Origin of the sequence: Corynebacterium callunae DSM 20147 (assembly GCF_000344785.1) — a bacterium.
Taxonomy (GTDB): Bacteria; Actinomycetota; Actinomycetes; order Mycobacteriales; family Mycobacteriaceae; genus Corynebacterium; species Corynebacterium callunae.
In genome coordinates this window covers 187,022-208,174 of record NC_020506.1, presented here as the reverse complement: position 1 = coordinate 208,174, position 21,153 = coordinate 187,022, and the positions used below count along the sequence as shown (strand labels likewise).

General features: G+C 53.2%; 12 protein-coding genes. 7 read left to right on the top strand and 5 right to left on the bottom strand.

The features are described from left to right. Positions 1 to 45 precede the first annotated feature (45 nt). Complete coding sequence (locus H924_RS00925; protein ID WP_155861907.1) at positions 46 to 537, bottom strand: hypothetical protein; 492 nt, start codon at positions 535 to 537, stop codon at positions 46 to 48. A gap of 36 nt (positions 538 to 573) precedes the next feature. Between H924_RS00925 and H924_RS00920 the strand changes: the two genes are divergently transcribed. The 6 genes from H924_RS00920 (at position 574) to H924_RS00895 (ending at position 10,445) form a co-directional block, all read left to right on the top strand. Continuing rightward, positions 574 to 810 carry a hypothetical protein gene (locus H924_RS00920; protein ID WP_015650092.1) on the top strand — a complete coding sequence of 79 codons (237 nt, stop codon included), beginning with the start codon at positions 574 to 576 and terminating at the stop codon, positions 808 to 810. Positions 811 to 902: 92 nt separating this feature from the next. After that, a complete protein-coding gene (locus H924_RS00915) occupies positions 903 to 2,369 on the top strand; it encodes an FAD-binding oxidoreductase (protein ID WP_015650091.1) in 1,467 nt (488 codons plus the stop codon). Positions 2,370 to 2,385: 16 nt separating this feature from the next. Continuing rightward, positions 2,386 to 3,147 (top strand): decaprenylphospho-beta-D-erythro-pentofuranosid-2-ulose 2-reductase, encoded by a 762-nt coding sequence (locus H924_RS00910; RefSeq protein WP_015650090.1) that lies wholly within the window; start codon positions 2,386 to 2,388, stop codon positions 3,145 to 3,147. 150 nt (positions 3,148 to 3,297) lie between these two features. Then, positions 3,298 to 5,331 carry a galactan 5-O-arabinofuranosyltransferase gene (locus H924_RS00905; protein ID WP_015650089.1) on the top strand — a complete coding sequence of 678 codons (2,034 nt, stop codon included), beginning with the start codon at positions 3,298 to 3,300 and terminating at the stop codon, positions 5,329 to 5,331. Between the two features lie 43 nt (positions 5,332 to 5,374). Then, positions 5,375 to 8,812 carry an arabinosyltransferase domain-containing protein gene (locus H924_RS00900; RefSeq protein WP_029703744.1) on the top strand — a complete coding sequence of 1,146 codons (3,438 nt, stop codon included), beginning with the start codon at positions 5,375 to 5,377 and terminating at the stop codon, positions 8,810 to 8,812. 148 nt (positions 8,813 to 8,960) lie between these two features. Further along, positions 8,961 to 10,445: a glutamate-cysteine ligase family protein gene (locus H924_RS00895; protein ID WP_015650087.1), complete on the top strand. Its 1,485-nt coding sequence runs from the start codon at positions 8,961 to 8,963 to the stop codon at positions 10,443 to 10,445. Between the two features lie 131 nt (positions 10,446 to 10,576). Here the strand turns inward: H924_RS00895 and H924_RS00890 are convergent, their stop codons facing one another. The 4 genes from H924_RS00890 to H924_RS00875 all read right to left on the bottom strand — a co-directional run bounded on the left by H924_RS00890 (position 10,577) and on the right by H924_RS00875 (position 18,732). Further along, complete coding sequence (locus tag H924_RS00890) at positions 10,577 to 12,097, bottom strand: glutamate synthase subunit beta (protein ID WP_015650086.1); 1,521 nt, start codon at positions 12,095 to 12,097, stop codon at positions 10,577 to 10,579. Then, on the bottom strand, positions 12,097 to 16,629 hold the full coding sequence (gene gltB, locus H924_RS00885) for a glutamate synthase large subunit (RefSeq protein ID WP_015650085.1): 4,533 nt from the start codon (positions 16,627 to 16,629) through the stop codon (positions 12,097 to 12,099). The genes H924_RS00890 and gltB overlap by 1 nt, the downstream gene beginning before the upstream one ends. 418 nt (positions 16,630 to 17,047) lie before the next feature. After that, positions 17,048 to 17,992, bottom strand: a complete 945-nt coding sequence (locus H924_RS00880; protein WP_015650084.1) for a PrsW family intramembrane metalloprotease — start codon at positions 17,990 to 17,992, stop codon at positions 17,048 to 17,050. Positions 17,993 to 17,994: 2 nt separating this feature from the next. Continuing rightward, positions 17,995 to 18,732, bottom strand: a complete 738-nt coding sequence (locus H924_RS00875) for a hypothetical protein (protein WP_404825322.1) — start codon at positions 18,730 to 18,732, stop codon at positions 17,995 to 17,997. Between the two features lie 72 nt (positions 18,733 to 18,804). On the opposite strand from H924_RS00875, the gene H924_RS00870 reads away from it, so the two are divergent. Further along, positions 18,805 to 20,742 (top strand): M13 family metallopeptidase, encoded by a 1,938-nt coding sequence (locus H924_RS00870; RefSeq protein ID WP_015650082.1) that lies wholly within the window; start codon positions 18,805 to 18,807, stop codon positions 20,740 to 20,742. Positions 20,743 to 21,153: the final 411 nt, after the last annotated feature.

Below are 21,153 nucleotides of genomic sequence, written 5' to 3'. Positions count from 1 at the left end.
TATGCCATTGACGATATAAAAGTCTTAGGCCTGGTCACGCGGGGACTATTTCTTGCGATTATCCAATTCAAAAAGTGCATAAACCGAGGCAGCGTAGACCATTCCGGCATAACTAAAAGGACGCTTCACCCCGCGCTGTGCAAAAAATCCAGCCAGCTTTTTCATCACCATCATGTCGACGCGCACAGAAATGTAGACCAATGCCACAAAAGCCACTACAAAAACCGCCAATAACAGCCAGGTCACTAGTGGCCCGCGCTCATTGAGGTACTGCGCATCAGAATCTGGGCCTGGAGTAATTCCAAGATCCCCAATGTCCTGGCAGATTTGATCAAAAACCAAGGTGGAATCTTCGCCGAAAATGTAATTCTTGCCGGTGGCATCCTCGCTAAAAGCGATTACTCCAGCCCCACCTAAAATGAGCCCGCCATAACCTAATGCCCTGCCAACTGGACTTTTAACATAATCATTAAGTGCCACTCCGGCCCCGATCAGGGCTGAACCTGCTGCTGCCTGCATTCTCATCCTGCTATCCATACAGCCCAGACTACCGCTGTGAGTATCGTTAAGAGCATGTTTGAGAAATTCAAGAGCACTAAAAAGGCGCAGGAACCTGAAGTCCATATCGCCGCGGAAAGAACCAATCTTCCCCTCGATGATTTCATGACCCGCCTTATGGCCCAGGAGATCCCTTTTCTTGATAGCACCTCACGCTCTGTGGTTTACCGCATCCTGCGCGAATACGATGGCCCCACTATCACTTCACAGGAAGAACTGCCCGCTGAGATCCGCGAGTTGATGGATCTTTAGACTTTCTCAAAATGTGAGATTGACCCTGTAAATCAAACTTTTGGTGCTTGATGGCGTCACCTTCAAACATTGAGGGGTAACCTTTGAAGGCGATGAACAGTTCTAACGGCACGTCCAGCTCCGGCGCTTCGGCCGGTGCCCACGGAGCCCTTCCCCTAGAAGCTAAGAAACTGAACGGATGGGGCCGCACGGCCCCTACCACTGCTGAGGTCTTGTCCACCCCTGATCTCGACGTCATCGTCGAGGCAGTCCGACAAGTAGCCGAGCAAAATGACTCCAAGCCTGCATACCTCAAGCGCGGAGTTATTGCCCGTGGCATGGGTCGCTCCTATGGCGATCCAGCCCAGAATGCCGGCGGCCTTGTCATTGACATGCAGCCCCTCAACAAGATCCACTCCATTGACCCAGAATCCGCAATTGTTGATGTTGACGGTGGCGTAACCCTAGACCAGCTCATGAAGGCTGCCCTGCCTTATGGCCTATGGGTTCCAGTTCTGCCAGGCACCCGCCAGGTCACCATCGGTGGCGCAATCGGACCTGATATCCACGGCAAGAACCACCACTCCGCAGGTTCCTTCGGTGACCATGTTGTGTCCTTGGAATTGCTTGTTGCTGATGGTCGTATCTTGCACCTCGAGCCAGAAGGCACCGCAGAGGATCCCCAGGGTGATCTCTTCTGGGCAACTGTTGGTGGCATGGGATTGACCGGCATTATCGTGCGTGCTCGCATTCGCATGACCAAGACCGAAACCGCATATTTCATCTCTGACACTGATCGCACCTCCAACCTGGAAGAAACCGTAGCTTTCCACTCAGATGGATCTGAGCATAACTACACCTATTCTTCTGCTTGGTTTGACGTCATCAGCCCTGAGCCAAAGCTTGGTCGTTCCACCATTTCCCGTGGTTCTTTGGCCACTTTGGCCCAGCTTGAGGAGCTTGCTCCAAAGCTGGCAAAGGATCCACTGAAGTTCAACGCTCCACAGCTGATGAAGGTGCCAGATATCTTCCCATCTTGGACCATGAACAAGCTGTCACTCATGGCTATTGGTGAGGCTTACTACGCCATGGGCGCTCCAGCTCGCAACAAGGTAAAGAACCTTACCCAGTTCTATCAGCCACTGGACCTTATCGGTGAATGGAACCGTGGTTATGGTTCCAAGGGCTTCTTGCAGTACCAGTTTGTGGTGCCAATGGATGCCGTTGAGCCTTTCAAGGACATCATCCGCGATATGCAGAAGTCCGGACACTACTCCGCACTGAACGTGTTTAAGCTCTTTGGACCAGGTAACCGCGCACCACTTTCCTACCCAATGCCAGGTTGGAATGTCTGCGTTGACTTCCCTATCCGTCCAGGTTTGGGTGCTTTCTTGGATGATCTAGATAAGCGTGTCATGGAATTCGGCGGCCGTTTGTACCTGGCCAAGGAATCCCGCACCTCTGCAGAGAACTTCCACACCATGTACCCAGGTTTGGAGGGTTGGCTTAAGACTCGTAATAAAATTGACCCAACCGGCATCTTTGCTTCTGATATGTCACGTCGACTAGAGCTTCACTAGAAAGGGCTTTTAAACAATGCTTAATGCAGTGGGCAAGGCCCAAAATATTCTGCTTCTTGGTGGCACCTCTGAAATTGGGTTGTCCATCGTAGAGCGCTTCCTCAAGCAGGGTGCCGCACATGTCACCCTGGCTGCTCGTCAGGATTCTCCACGCGTGGCAGCTGCAGCTGCACAGATCGAGGCTGCTGGTGCAGAATCTGTCACCGTTGTGGACTTTGATGCGCTTGATACCGCAAGCCACCCTGCAGTTATCGATGCTGCCTTTGAAAAGGGCGATGTAGATATCGCAATTGTCGCCTTCGGCATCCTCGGTGACAATGAAGCACAATGGCGCGACCAGGCACTAGCAGTCGAGGCAACCTCTGTTAACTACACAGCTGGTGTCTCTGTTGGTGTGCTGCTTGGCCAAAAATTTGAAGCACAAGGCCACGGCACCATCGTTGCTATGTCCTCAGTAGCAGGTCAGCGTGTACGTCGCTCCAACTTTGTCTACGGTTCCGCCAAGGCTGGCTTTGATGGTTTTTACACCCAGCTCGGCGAGGCTCTACGTGGCACCGGCGCCAATGTTTTGGTGGTTCGTGCCGGTCAGGTTCGCACCAAGATGAGTGCAGATGCTGGCGAAGCGCCACTTACCGTTAACCGCGAAGACGTAGCCAATGAGGTTTATTCCGCAGTGGTGAACAAGAAGGACATCATCTTTGTCCATCCTTTGTTCCAGTACGTCTCCTTGGCATTCCAGTTCATTCCACGCGCAATTTTTAGAAAGCTGCCTTTCTAGTTCTTAGTAGGTTTTTGCAGCTGTGAACTACCCGCCACCTTTGGTCTAAGCCCCTTGGTGACGGGTATTTTCATTGTCCCTATCCAGTTGCAATATTTCCTCGTGCAAAGCAATCTCATTAAATGCAGAAGAATATGAAAGACTTCTAACATGACAAACTCCTCCGAAAAAGAGGGAACCGTCGAGGTTCGCCAAGATCTTAATCCTTTGGACACCTCGCGGGCACCAGTTGGCGAGGTATATCGCCCTGACCGCTTAGGAAAAGGAGCCACCCTCGTAGCGATTGCAGCTGCTGCAGTGATGGCATTTTTCTTTGCGCTCATTGCTTGGTTTGCGCTTAAACAAACCAACCTGCCAGCTTTTGGTGCTTCGATGGTTACCCGTGCACTTTCCTCGGTAACCATTGCCGCGGTAGTGGTAGCTACTGGCATTTTGATGTGGTTCTGGCTTAGAGATGAGCACAATAACAATCCGCGCTGGCAGCTGGACAATATCAAACCACGCCCTACCTGGCGCTTGGCTTTAAGTTATGTGGTCGCTTATCTCAGCCCAGCAGCCTTGGTGGTGGCAACTCTTGCTATCCCGCTTTCTGCAACCAAGCTTTATCTTGATGGTGTCAGCGTTGACCAGGGATTTCGCACGCAGTTTATGACACGAATGGCTGATGAAGTCAGCCTTTCGGATATGAACTACATTGATATGCCCACCTATTACCCGGGCGGTTGGTTCTGGATGGGTGGCCGTTTGGCAAACGCTCTCGGCCTATCCGGCTGGGAGGTATTCCAACCCTGGGCAATTATCTCCTTGGCAATGGCTGCTTCGGTGCTTGTTCCGGTATGGCAGCGAATTACTGGATCTTTGCCGGTAGCAACGGGTATTGCCTTGGTTTCCACCTGCGTTATGTTGGCTATGCATGCGGAAGAGCCCTATGCCGCCATTGTGGCCTTGGGTGCTCCAGCTATGGCGGTGCTTGCTCCGCGCATTGCCCGCGGTGATATCTTCGCGCTCTGCGGTGGTGTTGTTTATTTGGGCCTTTCGGCTACTTTTTATACTTTGTTCACCGCCACTATTGCGCTTTCAGTGGTGGTGGTTTGTGTAATTCTTGCTGCGGGAATGCAGAAATCCCTCAAGCCCATTGGCTGGCTTGTGGTGCTGGGGGTTGCGTCGATAAGCATTGCCCTGGTGACTTGGGGCCCGTACCTGCTCGCCTACTTGGAGGGCGCAGAGCAGTCCGGCGATACTGCCACCCACTATCTGCCCATTGAGGGCACGCAATTCCCGGTTCCTTTCCTCGCGCCGAGTGTATTGGGCGTGCTGTGTTTGGCGGGTCTGATTTATTTGGTGGTGCGCTTCCGCAGTGCTGAAGTGCGCGCCATGTGGATTGGTATTGGTGTGTTTTATACCTGGATGGCGCTTTCCATGGCCATCACCCTGATTGGCAATACTTTGCTGGGCTTCCGTTTGGATACGGTTTTGGTGATGATGTTTGCCACGGCCGGTGTGCTGGCCATTGCTGATTTCCGGCTGGCGAGTGTTTATCAGCTATATCCCAAGCAGGTTTCCGAAAGCACTGCGCGTGCGATGAACAGCATTCTTGTCATTATCGTGGTGCTGGCTGGCATCGATTATGCCCAAGATCTGCCTGAGAAAAACTCCCACGCTATCGACTTGGCTTATACCGATACTGATGGCAATGGCGAGCGCGCGGACCGCTACCCCGCTGGTAGTGCGCGCTATTATGGCGAGATTAATCAGCACCTTTTAGATCAGGGCTTTGAGCCTTCGGAGACCGTAGTGCTCACTGATGAATTGGACTTTATGTCCTTTAATCCTTATCGCGGTTTCCAAGCATTTACCTCGCACTATGCCAATCCTTTGGGAGAATTTGGCAAGCGCAATGAAACCATCGAAAATTGGGCGCTGCAAAGCTGGGATGAGCTCTCAGATCCCGCAGCTTTTGAGCAGGCCCTAGCCTCTGCCCCTTGGCAGGGACCGGAGGTCTTTATCTTCCGCGGTTCGGTGGAGGATACCGAAGCAGGATGGAAGTACGACTTGGCTGAAGATCTCTACCCCAATAATCCGAATGTGCGTTTCCGCGGAGTATTTTTCAACCCAGAAGTTTTTGGGGAAAACTGGGAAATTGCCCAAATCGGCCCCTTTGTGGTGGTGAGCCACAATGAGTGATACCTCACGAAGCGGTGCTCACTCCGCACGCCAACAGGGTGACATGGGTGTTCATGACGTAGACTCGTTCCACGTGTCAGAAGTAGTTGAGTCGAAAAAGCTAAAGGGTGCTGCAGGCGATGCCGCCGCAGTTGTGCCCCCGCAGGTTGCACCGAGTTGGCTGAAGAAACTGGCTATCGGATCAGGCCTTTTAGGCCTTGTGATGTTTGTTCTTCTCCCATTCTTGCCCGTCAACCAGGTGCAGTCTTCACTGTCTTGGCCACAAAATGGGGAGCTGGCGAGTGTTAACGCACCGCTAATTTCCTATGCGCCACAGTCCATGGAAGCAAGCGTTCCTATCTCAGCCTTGGATAGCCTCAATGAGGATCAGTCCTTGGTGCTGGGAACCTTGCCTGCAGATAGTACTGATGCCACCAACCGTGGCCTCTTTGTACGCAGCATTGATGGCAACTTGGATGTTATTGTCCGCGGCGAAGTTCTCATGGAGCTCACCCCAACCGAGGTCAGCCGCATCCCCGATACGGCCATGCTGGAGATTTCCTCCACCGAGGAAACCACCACCGCTACCATCAGTGGCACCAACTTCGAAGGCGCCACCGAAGGCGACGAACGCCCGCAGGTCACCGGCGTTTATACCGAGCTTGTCGACGACCCGAGCACCGCGAACGCACTGAGTGCAGCGGGGCTCAACGTTGACGTCGAGATTAACTCGCGATTCACCTCCTCCCCCAGCCTGATCAAATACGCCGCCATCTTCATCGGCTTAGCTTCTCTGTTGGTCGCACTGTGGGCTTTGCACCGCATGGATATTCTGGATGGCCGCAAGGCACATCGATTCCTGCCTGCCAATTGGCGCAAACTTAAGCCGCTTGATGGCTTGGTTGTAGGCATCTTGGTGTTCTGGCATTTCATCGGTGCCAATACCTCTGATGACGGCTTCATTTTGACCATGGCCCGGGTCTCCCAAAACGCGGACTATATGGCCAACTACTACCGCTGGTTCGGCGTACCTGAATCGCCTTTTGGCGCTCCTTATTATGACCTGCTGGGGCTAATGGCTTATGTCTCCACTGCTTCCATTTGGATCCGTCTGCCGGCACTGCTTTCTGGCCTCATTATTTGGTTTGTGCTCTCCCGCGAAGTGATGCCACGCTTTGGTGCTCTGGTTGATGGTCGCCGCGTTGCGCACTGGTCCGCTGCCATGGTCTTCTTGGCTTTCTGGCTGCCTTATAACAATGGTGTGCGCCCTGAGCCCATCATTGCCATGGGTGCCCTTCTTACGTGGGTCTCTTTTGAACGGGCCATTGCCACCTCCCGCTTGCTGCCAGCAGCCATCGGCGTCATCTTGGCTACTATCTCTTTGGCTTCAGGCCCAACCGGCCTGATGGCGGTTTCTGCCCTGTTGGTCAGCTTGTCTGCGTTGCTTCGTATTTTGTATCGTCGCTTGCCACTTATTGGGGCGCCGCAGGGTGCGTCGAGAAGCGCTGTTCTAGGCGCCATTATGGCAATGCTGGCACCTTTCCTGGCTGCCGGTACTGCCATCCTGATCGCAGTGTTTGGTGATCAGACCCTATCCACCGTGATGGAATCCATTTCCGTGCGCTCTGAAAAGGGTCCGTCACTGACCTGGTACAACGAATATGTTCGCTACCAAACGGTGATGCAGCAAACTGTGGACGGTTCCTTTACTCGCCGATTTGCCGTGCTGATGCTTATTGCCTGCCTGGCAATCGTGGTGGCCGCAATCCTGCGTTATGGCCGTATTCCTGGCTCCGCCAAGGGACCAACCCTGCGTTTGATGCTGGTTATCTTCGGCACCATGTTCTTCATGATGTTCACCCCAACCAAGTGGACCCACCACTTTGGTGTGTATGCAGGTCTGGCCGGTGCATTGGCCGGACTTGCAGCGGTAGCGCTGTCTTATGTCGCCGTAAAATCCCCACGTATGCGCACCTTCTCCATCGGCGCATTCCTCTTTGTGCTGGCATTGTCACTCGCTGGCGTAAATGGCTGGTGGTACACCTCTAGCTATTCAATTCCATGGTGGGATAAGACCATCCAAATTAAGGGCATTGAAGCTTCAACTGTAGTGCTCTTTATCTCTGTGGCGGTCTTGGTCATTGGTGTTATTCAGGCCTTTGTCAAAGACATTCGGGTGGCACGCGCCGAAACTACCCATTCCATGGGTGAATTTGTTGCCGAGGAAGTTGCCAAGCAACAGCGTGCTTCTCGATTCAGAGGATTGCTGGCCTCCCCTATCGCTGTGGTTTCCGCCCTTGTGGTCTTTATGGCGTGTGCCTCCCTGGGCAAGGCCTTTGTGGATCAATACCCTGCTTACTCCGTGGGTTTGGGCAACCTGCGTTCCCTCACTGGCCAGACTTGTGGCCTAGCTGAGGACGCAATGCTAGAAACCAACTCCAATGATTCCTTCCTCACCCCAGTTAATTCCACCTTGGGTGAATCTTTGGAAGCCGATGAAGTCCGTGGCTTTACTCCAACTGGTATCCCAGATTCCATCAGCCAAGACCAGGCCGATCTTTCCGCTGTGGGCGCAATTGCCAACACCGATCAAGACACTGAGACCGGCGGCTCCGATGAAGCTTCCGGGCAGTCCACCGGCAATACCGGCGGTACCCGCGCTTCGGAAGGTGTCAACGGTTCCACCGCACGCCTGCCATTCGCTCTTGATTACACTCAGATTCCAGTCATTGGTTCCTGGGCAGCTGGCACTCAAAACCCAGCGCACATCACCACCGACTGGTACTCGGTTCCGGAAGCAACTGAAGAGGCCCCCATCATTGTGGTTTCGGCAGCCGGCCGCATCGAGCACTACGACATCAACGGTGTGCTGCAAACTGGCCAATCGGTCATGCTTGAATACGGCAAGCGCACTGCCAATGGTGATGTAGAAGCCCTCGGCGAAGCGATGATGTATGACATTGGACCAGAGCCTTCTTGGCGTAACCTGCGTTATCCACTGGATAAGCTGCCAGCAGAAGCAGATGTAGTACGCATTGTTGCCTCTGACGTCAATCTTGATGAGGATCAGTGGGTGGCATTTACCCCACCACGTGTTCCTACCCTTGATTCTTTGAACAACGTCATTGGCTCTGAAACCCCAGGTCTTTTGGACTGGGCTGTTGGCCTCCAGTTCCCTTGCCAACGCACCTTTGATCACTACGCAGGTGTTACTGAGATTCCGGAATACCGTATCTCTCCAGACCACGGTGGCAAAGCTACTTTGTCCCCATTCCAGGACTGGGCTGGCGGTGGCGCCATGGGTACTGCGGAAGCAGTAAACAACGCCTATGAAATCCCTTCCTACCTACTTAATGACTGGGGACGTGACTGGGGTTCCATCGAACGCTATATGCTGCGCACCAATTCCAATGGTGAAGCTCCACAGGTTGCCGATATCAACCTGGAAACCATTCAGCGCTCTGGATTGTGGAACCCAGGGCATATGAAGGTTGATGATTAAACCTTCCCCATAAAAAGATGCGGTCGCTTTTCTAAAAGCGGCCGCATCTTTTTATCTCTAAGCCTTTTGATGTCCAAAATCTGCGGCGCTATGAATTCTTTTCCGCTAGCTCTCACCAGATGACACTTTTTGTGGTTTGCTCAATGTCATGGGCGAATCAGTTTCCTCGGACAGGTACACACCACAGCAGCGCACGCGTTATCGCCAGCTGCTCATGGAAGACCTTGAAATCTTTGACCGGCACCTCCAAAGCTCCGACTTTGAAGATCGAGGTTCCATCGGGCTAGAACTTGAGCTCAACTTGGTTGATAAAGACATGCAACCAGCACTAGCTGGTGAAGCGGTTCTGTCATCCCTCAATTCTGAGTATCAGTCTGAAATTGGCAACTTTAATGTGGAGCTGAACCACCCTCCCCTTTCAGTACAGGGTGATGGTCTCAAACGCTTGGAAGACGGCATTGGCTCCCGCCTAAGTGCCGTGCGTGAAGCAGCAACTGCAGCCGGCGTTAATGTCGCCATGATCGGCACTTTGCCCACTGTGACCCCCGCATTCTTAGAAGATCCAGCCTGGATGACTCAGGAAAATCGCTACCGAGCCCTGAGCAATACCATCATGGATTCCCGTGGCGAGATGGTCCATATCAATTTGGCTGACCGTGAGCAGATCTCTCATGACTTTGCCGATATCGCACCAGAATCCACCTGTACCTCCATCCAACTTCACTTGCAGCTAGCACCTACTAACTTTGCTGCGGCGTGGAATGCTTCCCAAGCGATTGCTGGTGTGCAGGTAGCTCTAGCAGCCAACTCTCCCCTCTTTTTGGGCCGTCGAGTGTGGCATGAAAGCCGCATTCCAGTTTTCCAACAGGCCATAGATACCCGCACCCCGGAGTTGGTTAACCAAGGCGTGCGCCCCCGCGTGTGGTTTGGCGAGCGATGGATTACCAGCGTCTTTGACCTCTTTGAAGAAAACGTGCGGTACTTCTCTCCGCTAATTGCAGAATCCCGGGCGCTATCAGGCACTCCCATGATGAAGGGGAAATCTCCGGCGCTGCATTATCTCAACTTGCATAATGGCACCGTGTGGCGTTGGAATCGTCCAATTTATGCACCCGGTACTGAGCGCGCTCACCTCCGCTTGGAAAACCGTCTGCTCCCAGCTGGCCCGACGCCGATTGATATTACTGCCGACGCCGCCTTCTACTACGGATTGGTGAAGTATCTAGCAGAGGAAAACCGCCCAGTGTGGTCTCGCTTGCCTTTCCCTGATGCGGAAAAGAATTTCCAAGCTGGTGCCCGTTCCGGCCTTTTTGCTCGCATGACTTGGCCCACCTTGGGTCAGATTAATGTTGCTGACCTGGTCTTGGAGCATCTTTTGCCACAGGCCCGGATTGGTTTGCAGGGTTTGGGTGTTGATGAAAACCTCATCGATACCTACCTGGGAATCATTGAAGGCCGGGCAAAGTCACGCCAAAATGGTGCCACCTGGCAATTGCGTACTCTTAATCATTTTGAGGCGCATGGCAGTTTGCCTGGTTCCAAATCTCGTCAGGAAGCTTTAGCAGCTATGTTGCGTAGTTATTTGGACAATCAACTTATGGGCGAGCCGGTGCATACCTGGAAGATTGGCTAAAATCTCACCTTCCATGGTCAAATAGCAAAAGGGCAGCTCCCGTGCCATGTACACGGGAGCTGCCCTCGGTCTATGAATGATTGATGTCTTTGGACCGACCGAAATCCAAACTTAATTTAAGTACCGAGCGCTTAAATGGCCAGTGGTACATCGCCCGGAGCTACTGCCACGGGAAGTGCTGTTTCACCCATTAGGTCGGCATCAACGGCGGCGGCGCAAGCACGACCTTCGGCGATTGCCCACACGATCAGGGACTGGCCACGACCATTGTCACCGGCGACATATACGCGGGAGTTGGTTGGGCTGCGGTATTCTGCATCGCGGATGATACGACCACGGTCATCGAAGGTAACGCCGAGCTCATGAGCCAAGCCACCCTGCTCTGCACCGGTGAAGCCAAGTGCAACCAGTACCAAATCTGCCTCGAATGGGAACTCGGTGCCTTCAATTGGCTCACGCTTGCCGTTGACAACGCGGATCTGGTTACCTGTGAGGCCACTGACGTGTCCATCGGTGCCGTGGAATTCCACAGTGTTCACAGCGAACTTACGCTCACCCAAGGTGGAGCCAGCGCCACGACGAGCCAAGCCCAAAGCTTCGATCTCATCTGCGGATTCATCGCCGGAAATGATGTAATCGCCTTCCTCATGCGCCGTTGCGGTGCGGAAAAGGTTAGGGTACATCGGCCATGGAGTGGAATCTGCACGCTGGAAAGGTGCACGTGGACGGATATCAAATTGGGTAACAGATTCTGCACCCTGGCGCAGTGCGGTACCAAAGCAGTCAGTTCCGGTATCGCCGCCACCAATGATGACAACCTTCTTGCCCTTAGCGCTGATTGGGGAAACCTCTGCATCACCTTCGTTAACGCGGTTTTGCTCGGTGAGGTATTCCATGGCTGGGTAGATACCCTTGAGATCGCTTCCGGGAACCTTCAGTGGACGAGCCACAGGAGTACCGGTTGCCAGCACAATCGCGTCAAAAAGCGCCAGCTCAGCGGCGCGCGGTGAGACGCCTACCTGGAAAGTTGTGCCCTCTGCCTCCATTTGGGCAACACGGCGGTCAATCCAGTGGTTTTCCATCTTGTACTCAGGCACGCCATAGCGCATCAGACCACCAACGCGGTCATCGCGCTCGAAGACGGTAACGCTGTGACCAGCGCGGGTGAGCTGCTGTGCAGCTGCCAAGCCGGCTGGGCCGGAGCCCACCACAGCAACGCTCAAACCGGTGGACATGGAAGGTACAACTGGGTTGACCCAACCCTCCGCAAAAGCCTTTTCGACGATTTCTAGCTCGACGTTTTTAATCGTCACAGCATCATCGTTGATGCCGAGCACACAAGCGCCTTCACAAGGAGCTGGGCATAGACGGCCGGTGAACTCTGGGAAGTTGTTGGTGGCGTGGAGGCGGTCGTATGCCTCTTTCCACCGGTTTTGGCGAACCAAGTCATTCCACTCAGGGATGATATTGCCCAGTGGGCAACCCTCGTGGCAGAAAGGAACACCGCAGTCCATACAGCGTGCTGCTTGTTCTTCAATCTGGCCGGCAGGTGCCTGCTCATAAACTTCATTGAAGTCCATGAGGCGCAAAGGCACGGGACGGTGTGCAGGCTCGCGTCGGGTGTATTTTTGGAATCCGTGTGGATCGGCCATTAGCTCACTGCCTCCATGATCTTGATAGCTGGGTCTTCACCCGCAGCTTGTGCGGTTTCGATGATGTTAAGAACTTTTTGGAAATCGCGTGGCATGATCTTTGCCAGATCGTTTGCACGCAGCTTGGTCTCAGAACCAGTGAGCTCGCGGTGACGGTCAATGAGGTCATTAGCCCACTCAACTTCGTTGTCATTAAGTTCAACGATGTCAACCAATTCGGCGTTGATCTTCAGTGCGAGGTCATCGGTCTTTGCCACGTAGGCAATACCACCGGACATACCTGCACCGAAGTTTTCACCGATTGGTCCAAGAACCAACACGCGGCCACCGGTCATGTATTCACAACCGTGGTTGCCGATTCCTTCAACCACTGCGGTAGCACCGGAGTTACGAACACAGAAGCGCTCGCCGGCCTGGCCGCGGATGAAGAACTCACCGCTGGTTGCGCCGTAGCCGATAACGTTGCCCGCGATGATGTCTGGGTTGCTCTTGAGCTGCTTTGGAGTCTCCGCGAATGGGCGGATCACAATGCGACCACCGGAGAGGCCCTTGCCCACGAAGTCGTTGGCATCGCCGGTGAGGTTGATGGAAATACCGTGTGGCAAGAAAGCACCGAAGGAGTTACCAGCACAACCAGTGAAGTTCAGGGTGATGGTGTCCTCTGGCAAGCCCTTAGCACCAGCAACGCGGCTGACTGCAGAACCAAGCATGGTGCCAACGGAGCGGTTGACGTTGCTGATCTTGTGGTCAAGCACGATCTTGGTATCCACACCTGCAGCTGCGCGGGTGATGGTCTCTGAAGCCTCTTCGATGAGCTTGTTATCCAAAGCCTTCTCCAGGCTGTGCTCCTGGGTCTTGGTGCAGCGGATATCTTGCTCTGCAAAGTGAGGGGTCTCAGGACGGTGGAAGATTGGGCTGAGGTCCAAGTGAGCTGCGCGGGAATCAGCTGGGATGCCGGAACGCTTGCGCAGGACCTGAGCCTGTCCAACTGCCTCATCGATGGTGCGGAAACCAAGCTGAGCTAGGTACTCGCGAACTTCTTCAGCAATGAAGGTGAAGAAGTTAACCACGTGCTCTGCCTTACCGGTGAACTTAGAACGCAGACCTGGGTTCTGAGTTGCAATACCAACTGGGCAGGTGTCCAAGTGGCAAACGCGCATCATGATGCAGCCTTCAACTACCAAAGGCGCGGTAGCGAAACCGAATTCCTCAGCACCCAAAAGTGCTGCGACGATGACGTCACGGCCGGTCTTGAGCTGACCATCACACTGCACGCGGATGCGGTCACGCAAACCGTTGAGCAGCAGGGTCTGCTGGGTTTCAGCCAAGCCGAGCTCCCATGGTCCACCCGCATGCTTGAGGGAGGTCAATGGGGATGCACCGGTACCACCATCGTGGCCAGAGATTAGAACAACGTCAGCGTGTGCCTTGGAGACACCTGCTGCCACAGTTCCCACGCCTTGTTCTGCCACTAGCTTCACGTGGATACGTGCAGCAGGGTTGGCGTTCTTAAGGTCGTGGATCAGCTGAGCAAGATCCTCGATGGAGTAAATATCGTGGTGTGGAGGTGGGGAAATCAGGCCCACACCTGGGGTGGTAATACGAACTTCTGCAACCCAAGGGTAAACCTTGTTTGGAGGTAGCTGTCCACCTTCACCAGGCTTTGCACCCTGTGCCATCTTGATCTGAATATCAGTGCAGTTATTCAGGTAGTGGCTGGTTACACCGAAGCGGCCAGAAGCAACCTGCTTAATTGCAGAACGCTTCCAGTCACCGTTTGGTTCGACGTCGAAACGCTTGACGTCTTCTCCGCCCTCGCCGGAGTTGGACATGCCACCCAGACGGTTCATGGCGATTGCCAAAACCTCGTGAGCCTCAGCAGAGATGGAGCCATAAGACATAGCACCAGTGGAGAAACGCTTCACGATGGAGCTAACCGGTTCCACCTCAGACAGTGGGATTGGCTTGCGGTCAGTGCTGAATTCAAAGAGACCACGGATAGTGCCCAGGCGCTGAGACTGATCATCAACCTTGCGGGTGTAATCCTTGAAGATCTCGTAGCTGCCGGAACGGGTTGCATGCTGCAGCTTGAAGATGGTCTCTGGGTTGAACAGGTGGTACTCACCTTCGCGGCGCCACTTGTATTCACCACCGAGATCAAGTTCGCGGTGTGCGTTTTCCTCAGGACGAGGCAAGAAAGCGCTGCGGTGACGGGTTTCCACGTCAGCTGCAACCTCATCAAGGCCAATGCCGGAGATTGGGGAAGAAATTCCACCGAAGTAGTGGTCAAGCAGGTCCTGGTGCAGACCAGTCACGTCAGCAAGCTGCGCGCCACGGTAGGAGGACACGGTTGCGATACCCATCTTGGACATCACCTTGAGCACACCAGTGGTAGCTGCCTTGACGTAGTTGCGGGAAGCCTCGTCGAGGGTAAGATCACCAAGCTGGCCCTTGAGGCGCAGCTCGTCGATGGTTTCAAAAGCCATGTATGGGTTGATGGCGTCGGCACCAAAACCGATGAGCATAGCCAGGTGGTGTACCTCGCGGGCATCGCCGGATTCCACAACCAAGGAGCACTGAGTGCGGGTGCGCTGCTGCACCAGGTACTGGTGAACTGCAGAGGTCAACAGGAGAGCTGGGATTGGAGCCAAGCGCTCATCGGATTCGCGGTCAGAGAGCACGATCAGGGTCTTGCCCTGGCGGATTGCCTCAGAAACCTCGCGGCGGACACGGGCAATAGCTGCCTTCATGCCAGCGCCGTGATGAGCTACTGGGTAGAGACCGGAGATAACGGCAGCGCCGAAAGACTCCCATTCGCCGTGGTCATCGGCATGAGTGAGGGTAGCCAGCTCATGGTTATCGATGATTGGGGATTCCAGGCGGATGCGGCGTGCTGCCTCAGGGCCTGGGTTCAGGACGTCAGACTGTGCGCCCAAGAGGGTGTACATGCTGGTCACTGGCTTTTCACGGATGGAGTCCAACGGTGGGTTGGTCACCTGTGCAAAGCGCTGTGCGAAGAAATCATAAAGCATGCGAGGGCGCTGGGAGATCGCAGCAATTGGGGTATCGGAACCCATGGAGCCGATGGCCTCAGAGCCAGAGAGTGCCATTGGCAGGATCAACAAATCAACGTCTTCTTCGGTGATACCGAAGACACGCTGACGCAACACTGCGCGAGAGTGTGGCATGAAGCTATAACGGGTCTGTGGCAGACCATCAAGGTGAACAAAGTTCTCATTGATCCACTCGCCATATGGCTTAGCGGAAGCAAGCTTTTCCTTGATTTCCTCGTCTTCAACAATGCGGCCCTCAGCCGTGTCGACCAGGAACATGCGTCCTGGCTGGACGCGAGTGCGCTTTACGACGCTCGACTCGTCCAGATCCAACACACCGGACTCAGACGCCATGACAACTAGGCCGGAATCGGTGATGGTGATACGTCCTGGGCGCAGACCGTTGCGGTCCAAAACAGCACCGACATAACGACCATCGGTGAATGCCAAAGCAGCAGGACCATCCCAAGGCTCCATGAGGCAGGAGTGGTACTCGTAGAAGTTACGCAGCTCTGGGGAGATGGTCTTGTTGTGCTCCCAAGCCTGCGGAATCATCATTGCGACAGCGTGTGGCAGGGAGTATCCACCCAAGTGCAAGAGCTCCAGGGCTTCGTCGAAACGCGCGGTGTCGGAGCCCTCTGGGGTGCAGATAGGCAGCACGCTGGACAGATTGCCGAGCTTTTCGGACTTGATAAGCGCCTCGCGGGCGCGCATCCAGTTTTCATTGCCGCGAACGGTGTTAATTTCACCGTTGTGGGCAACCAAGCGGTATGGGTGAGCCAAAGGCCAGCTTGGGAAAGTATTGGTGGAGAAGCGGGAGTGCACGATGGAGATGGCGGACTCCAGACGAGGATCAGAAAGATCCTTGAAGAAGCCTTCCAGCTGCAAGGTGGTGAGCATGCCCTTGTAAATCACGGTGCGAGAAGACAGTGATGGGAAGTAAACGGTATCGCGACCGTTAATGGTGCCCAGTTCACGCTCGCAACGCTTGCGGATGAAGAACATAACGCGGTCCAGGTCTTCGCCGGACTTGCCTGGTACAGAAAGGAAGATCTGAGCGAAGCTTGGCATAGCCTCAAGAGCCATGGAGCCAAGTTCACGGGAGTCAAAAGGAACCATGCGCCAACCGAGGACTTCTGCGCCCTCTTGGCGAGCAATACGCTCGATTTCCTTCTGAGCGTCCAACATTGCCATGCGAGCGCGTGGCAAGAAGGCAATACCGGTTGCGTAGTGTCCTACTTCAGGCAGCTCGATGCCGGAAACTTCGCGGTAGAAGCTATCTGGAATCTGCATGAGAATGCCGGCACCGTCGCCAGTGTTCTTTTCTGCGCCAGCCGCACCGCGGTGGTCAATGTTACGGAGTGCTTCCAGCGCCCGATCCACAATGCTGCGGCTTGGACGGCCATGGATATCCGCGATAAACGCCACACCACAGGCGTCATGTTCATGCGCCGGGTTATAGAGTCCCTGTTTCTTCATGCGTGAGCCCTCGCTTCCGCTCATAAATCTATCAATCATTCGATAATCAGAAAAACAGGTGAACAAGCTGTAATGCAAGTGAGCACGGACATACTTTCAATCAACCTATAGGAAAACAACAGGTCAGCCCACGCCTTTGTGTTACAGATCACACATCATGGGAAAGTTAAGTCCCCATAACTAGGAAATAAAGTCTCTAATCTCGTGGGTTTTTGAAGAGTTTTTTCTGCAAAAATTCCACTCCTAAAGGCCATTAAATACTTTAATCCCGTATTTTTTTGGGGCGCGTTTTAAACTTTCAACTCTCACCCCAGCTAATGAAATTACGAGCCCCTTCAAGCTCCCTTAACAAACTGTCAGGTCTCTTGATTATTTAGCAGGAAGAAGCAAAAGTTAGGCTTTTCTCAAAAAGCGCTTTTTAAGCTTCGGTTATTTCTTGCTGTTGCTGTGGCACCACTAGTGCAAGTTCGCTGGTGCTGGTAATTGCGCCCGGCGCGTAGGCATAACTTTCATCTGCCTTAGCTTCTTTCCAGCTGCGCCAGATGATAAATGCTGCAAGCGGGTACAGGATCAGGCTGATAATCACGATGCTAATGATCTGCGTCGTATAGTCTTCCCACAATAGATTCCATGAAAAGTGCAGGATGAAAGCAATGCCCAGGCCTGCAGCTGCAACGCCACAGCGCCACGCCAAAGACTTTTTCGCAGTGAAGAACGCTAGTGCAACTCCATATCCAGCAAAGCCCGTGAGCAAAGTGTGGATCAGTGGCCCTGCCAGCGTACGGTACTGCCACATCATGAGCATGCCCGCCATATCGGAGTTCGGGTCAAACATGGCCCCAGTTGCTCCATAAAGAATGTTTTCATTTACTTCAAAGCCCAAGCCCACCAAAGCGCCGGTGACAAAACCATGCCAAGGCCTATTAAGTTGCCGGAAGCTGAGCAAAATAATTGCCACACCCAAGGTCTTGACGATCTCCTCAGGATAGGCACCACCAAAGCTCATGCTGACAAAATCCCAGTTCAATTTATCCATTAAATCGATAATGGAGTAGCCCATGACCATGATGATTCCCACTGCCACTCCGCCACCCCACCACAGGGATGAAAATACCCACAGGAAGGTGGAACCTTGGCCTTTTCGTTTACTTTCATCGGGAAGTTTTCTATAGCTCTTAAAATCTGGCCACAGCGGGGTACGACTTAGCAGCCACACCACAGTCACCAAATAAAGAGCCGAAAAGAGCAAGCCGACGACGCTAGCCAGGGGATCAATAATTACCAGGCTCGTAATGTTTATGAAGAGCATCGGTGTGGCCACAGCCATGAGGACCCACAGGGTGATTCTAAAAAGTTTGCTCATCGTTATGCGTCCTCGCCTACGAGTCCTGGCTGCTGTTCAAGAAGACCTTTGAGTTCTTCCTCCAAATCAAAAGGAAGCTCCTCACCAGGTATTATTCCGGGATCAAAAAGTTCCGAAGAGGTTTCCACTGGAAGTTCCTGTTGATAATCCAGACCTCGTTGCTGCGCCATGCTGGACCAAATGCTTTGCGTATAATAATCCGTGGAAAATCCTTTAATGAGGGCAATGGCGGTATATCCCTCGTAGTCGCCGGTACCTTGTTGGCTTAATGCGACAACCGGCAAGAGCTGTGTCATTCCATCCGATTGGGAAGGCTGATAAAACATCGCATGAGCAGTACCATCTTCGCTTGCAACCGCTTCAGTATCCGCAGGAACCGATAGATACAAGAAAGCATCAATCATGCGACGCAAGGTGTTGGAGGGATCCTCAACATTTTCCACCATCATGGTCACCACGGTGGTGTCATCATTACAAGTCCAATACTTCATGAAGATCTCGTCTGAGCTTTCTTCACACATCACTGCTGCGCCTGTTTCATTGGTAATTGGGACTGTCCAATCAGTGCCTGAAAGGTCAATTTCAAGGGCCTTATAATCGCCCCCTTTGTCCGGCACAACTAGATTAAGAATCACTGGCAACAGCAACAACAAAGCTGCTAATCCACAGATGAACCACCATAGTTTTGCCCGGCCATGCGGTTTTAGCTGGTACTTGGCTTCAATTGAACTCACACACATAGGCTACCCGGTATCAGGGACACATCACCCGCCTAAAAACTCAGTTCACAGAATTGACCTAAAGTGGGCACCATGAAAGATCTTTATCGTTTTGTAAATGGACCATGGCTTGACACACACATCATCCCGGAAGACCGCGCTGTAGATGGAACCTTCCATAAGCTACGCGATGATGCTGAACTTGATGTTCATGAAATCGTCAAGGCAGACCAAGGTCGCGCTGGCGCACTTTATGCCTCTTATATGGATACCGATGCCATTAATGCAGCAGGTGTTACTCCCCTAGACGCCGACTTGGACAAACTATCGGTTGCTAATATCTCCGAATTTGCCAAGGCTCTCGGTGTACTGGACCGCGAAGGTGTCGGAGCTCCTGTGGGATTCTGGGTGGAAAAGGATTCCGCCTCCGACAGCTCAATTGCCTACCTCCTGCAATCCGGCCTGGGCCTTCCCGATGAGGCTTATTATCGCGAGGAAGCACACACCGAAACTCGAGAAGCATATAAAAAGCACCTAGAGCGCATGCTTGGATTCTTAGATTCTAGCCGCCTCTTTGGGCTAGATACAGCAACCGCTGCCACCCGCATCTTCAACCTAGAATCGGAAATCGCAGCCGGTCACTGGGATGTTGTAAAAACCCGCGATGCAGTAGCTACCTATAACCCCACCGAATTTAGCGAACTCCCTTCCAAGGTGCGTGCTCTATTGATCGCTGCGCAGGTTCCAGAGCAACGCTTGGTCAACATGATGCCCTCCTATGTTGAGCACCTTAACGGCCTGCTCACCGATGATCGTCTAGCCGATTGGCAATTGTGGGCAACGTGGCACATCTTGCGTTCGCGGGCTGGTTCCTTGACCGAAGAAATTGGACAGGCCAACTTTGATTTTTATGGCACCCAGCTATCTGGCGCTACTGAGCAAAAAGATCGTTGGAAGCGGGCAGTTGGTCTAGCTGAAAGGATGGTCGGGGAGGAAATCGGCCAGATTTTCGTCGAAAAGCACTTTCCTGCAAGCTCAAAGGCTGAAATGCTGGAGCTTGTTGACTACCTTGTTGCCGCCTACCGTGATCGCATTTCCAACTTGGCGTGGATGACGCCCGCGACGCGCGAGCGCGCGCTGGAGAAGTTGGAAAAGTTCAATGCCAAGATCGGATATCCCGAAAAATGGCGTTCCTATGAGGGGCTAGAATTTAGTGCATCCGGCGCAGACCTCGTGGAAAATATTCGCAAGGGTTCGGCTTTCTTGCATGATTACGAGCTCGAGAAGATCGGCAAGCCCGCTGACCGCGATGAATGGGTAAGCACTCCACAAACCGTGAATGCTTTTTATAACCCAGTGGTCAATGACATCACCTTCCCTGCTGCCATTTTGCGCGCGCCTTTTTATGATCCAGCAGCCGACGCCGCAGAGAATTTTGGAGCCATTGGTGCTGTTATTGGCCACGAAATCGGCCACGGATTTGATGATCAGGGCAGCCAATACGACGGCGATGGCAACCTGAATTCTTGGTGGACCGACGAGGACCGCGCTGAATTTGAGAAACTGACCTCACGCTTGGTCAAGCAATTCAACGGTCTAGTTCCCGCTGTTCTACGCCAGAATGACATCTCCACCGAGGGCGTCAATGGTGAATTCACCCTTGGAGAAAACATCGGTGACCTGGGTGGACTCGGAATTGCTGTGGTTGCGTATGAAAAGTACCTAGCCGATTTGGGACTTAATTTTGAGACCTCTCCAAAGCAGCCTTTTGTTGCCGAAGGGGCTGAACCAGAACTCGCAGGCCAGGAATTTAATGGCCTACAGCGACTCTTCCTCGCTTGGGCTCGCGTTTGGCGCACGGCTATCCGTCCACAAATGGCCTTACAGTACTTAGCTATTGACCCTCACTCCCCTGCTGAATTCCGTTGCAATGTCATCGCGGGCAATGTAGCAGAATTCTATGAGGCTTTTGAGGTGCCAGAAGATGCACCGGTATACATCAAGCCAGAAGACCGCCTAGCCATTTGGTGATACGGAATTTCTAAAAGCTGAGGGCTCACACTTTTGTGTGAGTCCTTTTGCGCACCCGGGAAATTCAAGGGATTCTGCGGTACTACTGATCCACCCAAGAGCCCACCGCCAGAAGCCGATTTAAGAGGCCGAACCTCCCCTTTCGATTCCAAGGGTGATTGACAAAGCGATCAGCCCTTAAATGAGCTTCTAGGACGTACCAGTTTTTGCAGGTAGTGGGCACTTTTTGAAAGATATATCGGTAAAGCGTGCGGATTTACGCAGAATAGTTGCCCGACAGGGGTTTTTGTCGTAAATCGGCACCAGAATTGACGTTCCAAGATCCCGATTTGCCCAAAGTAGAATACCTGAAGCAAATTTCTTCGTAAATCGGCACGCTTAAAGCACCAATCAAGGCTCTTCGTGGCTCAA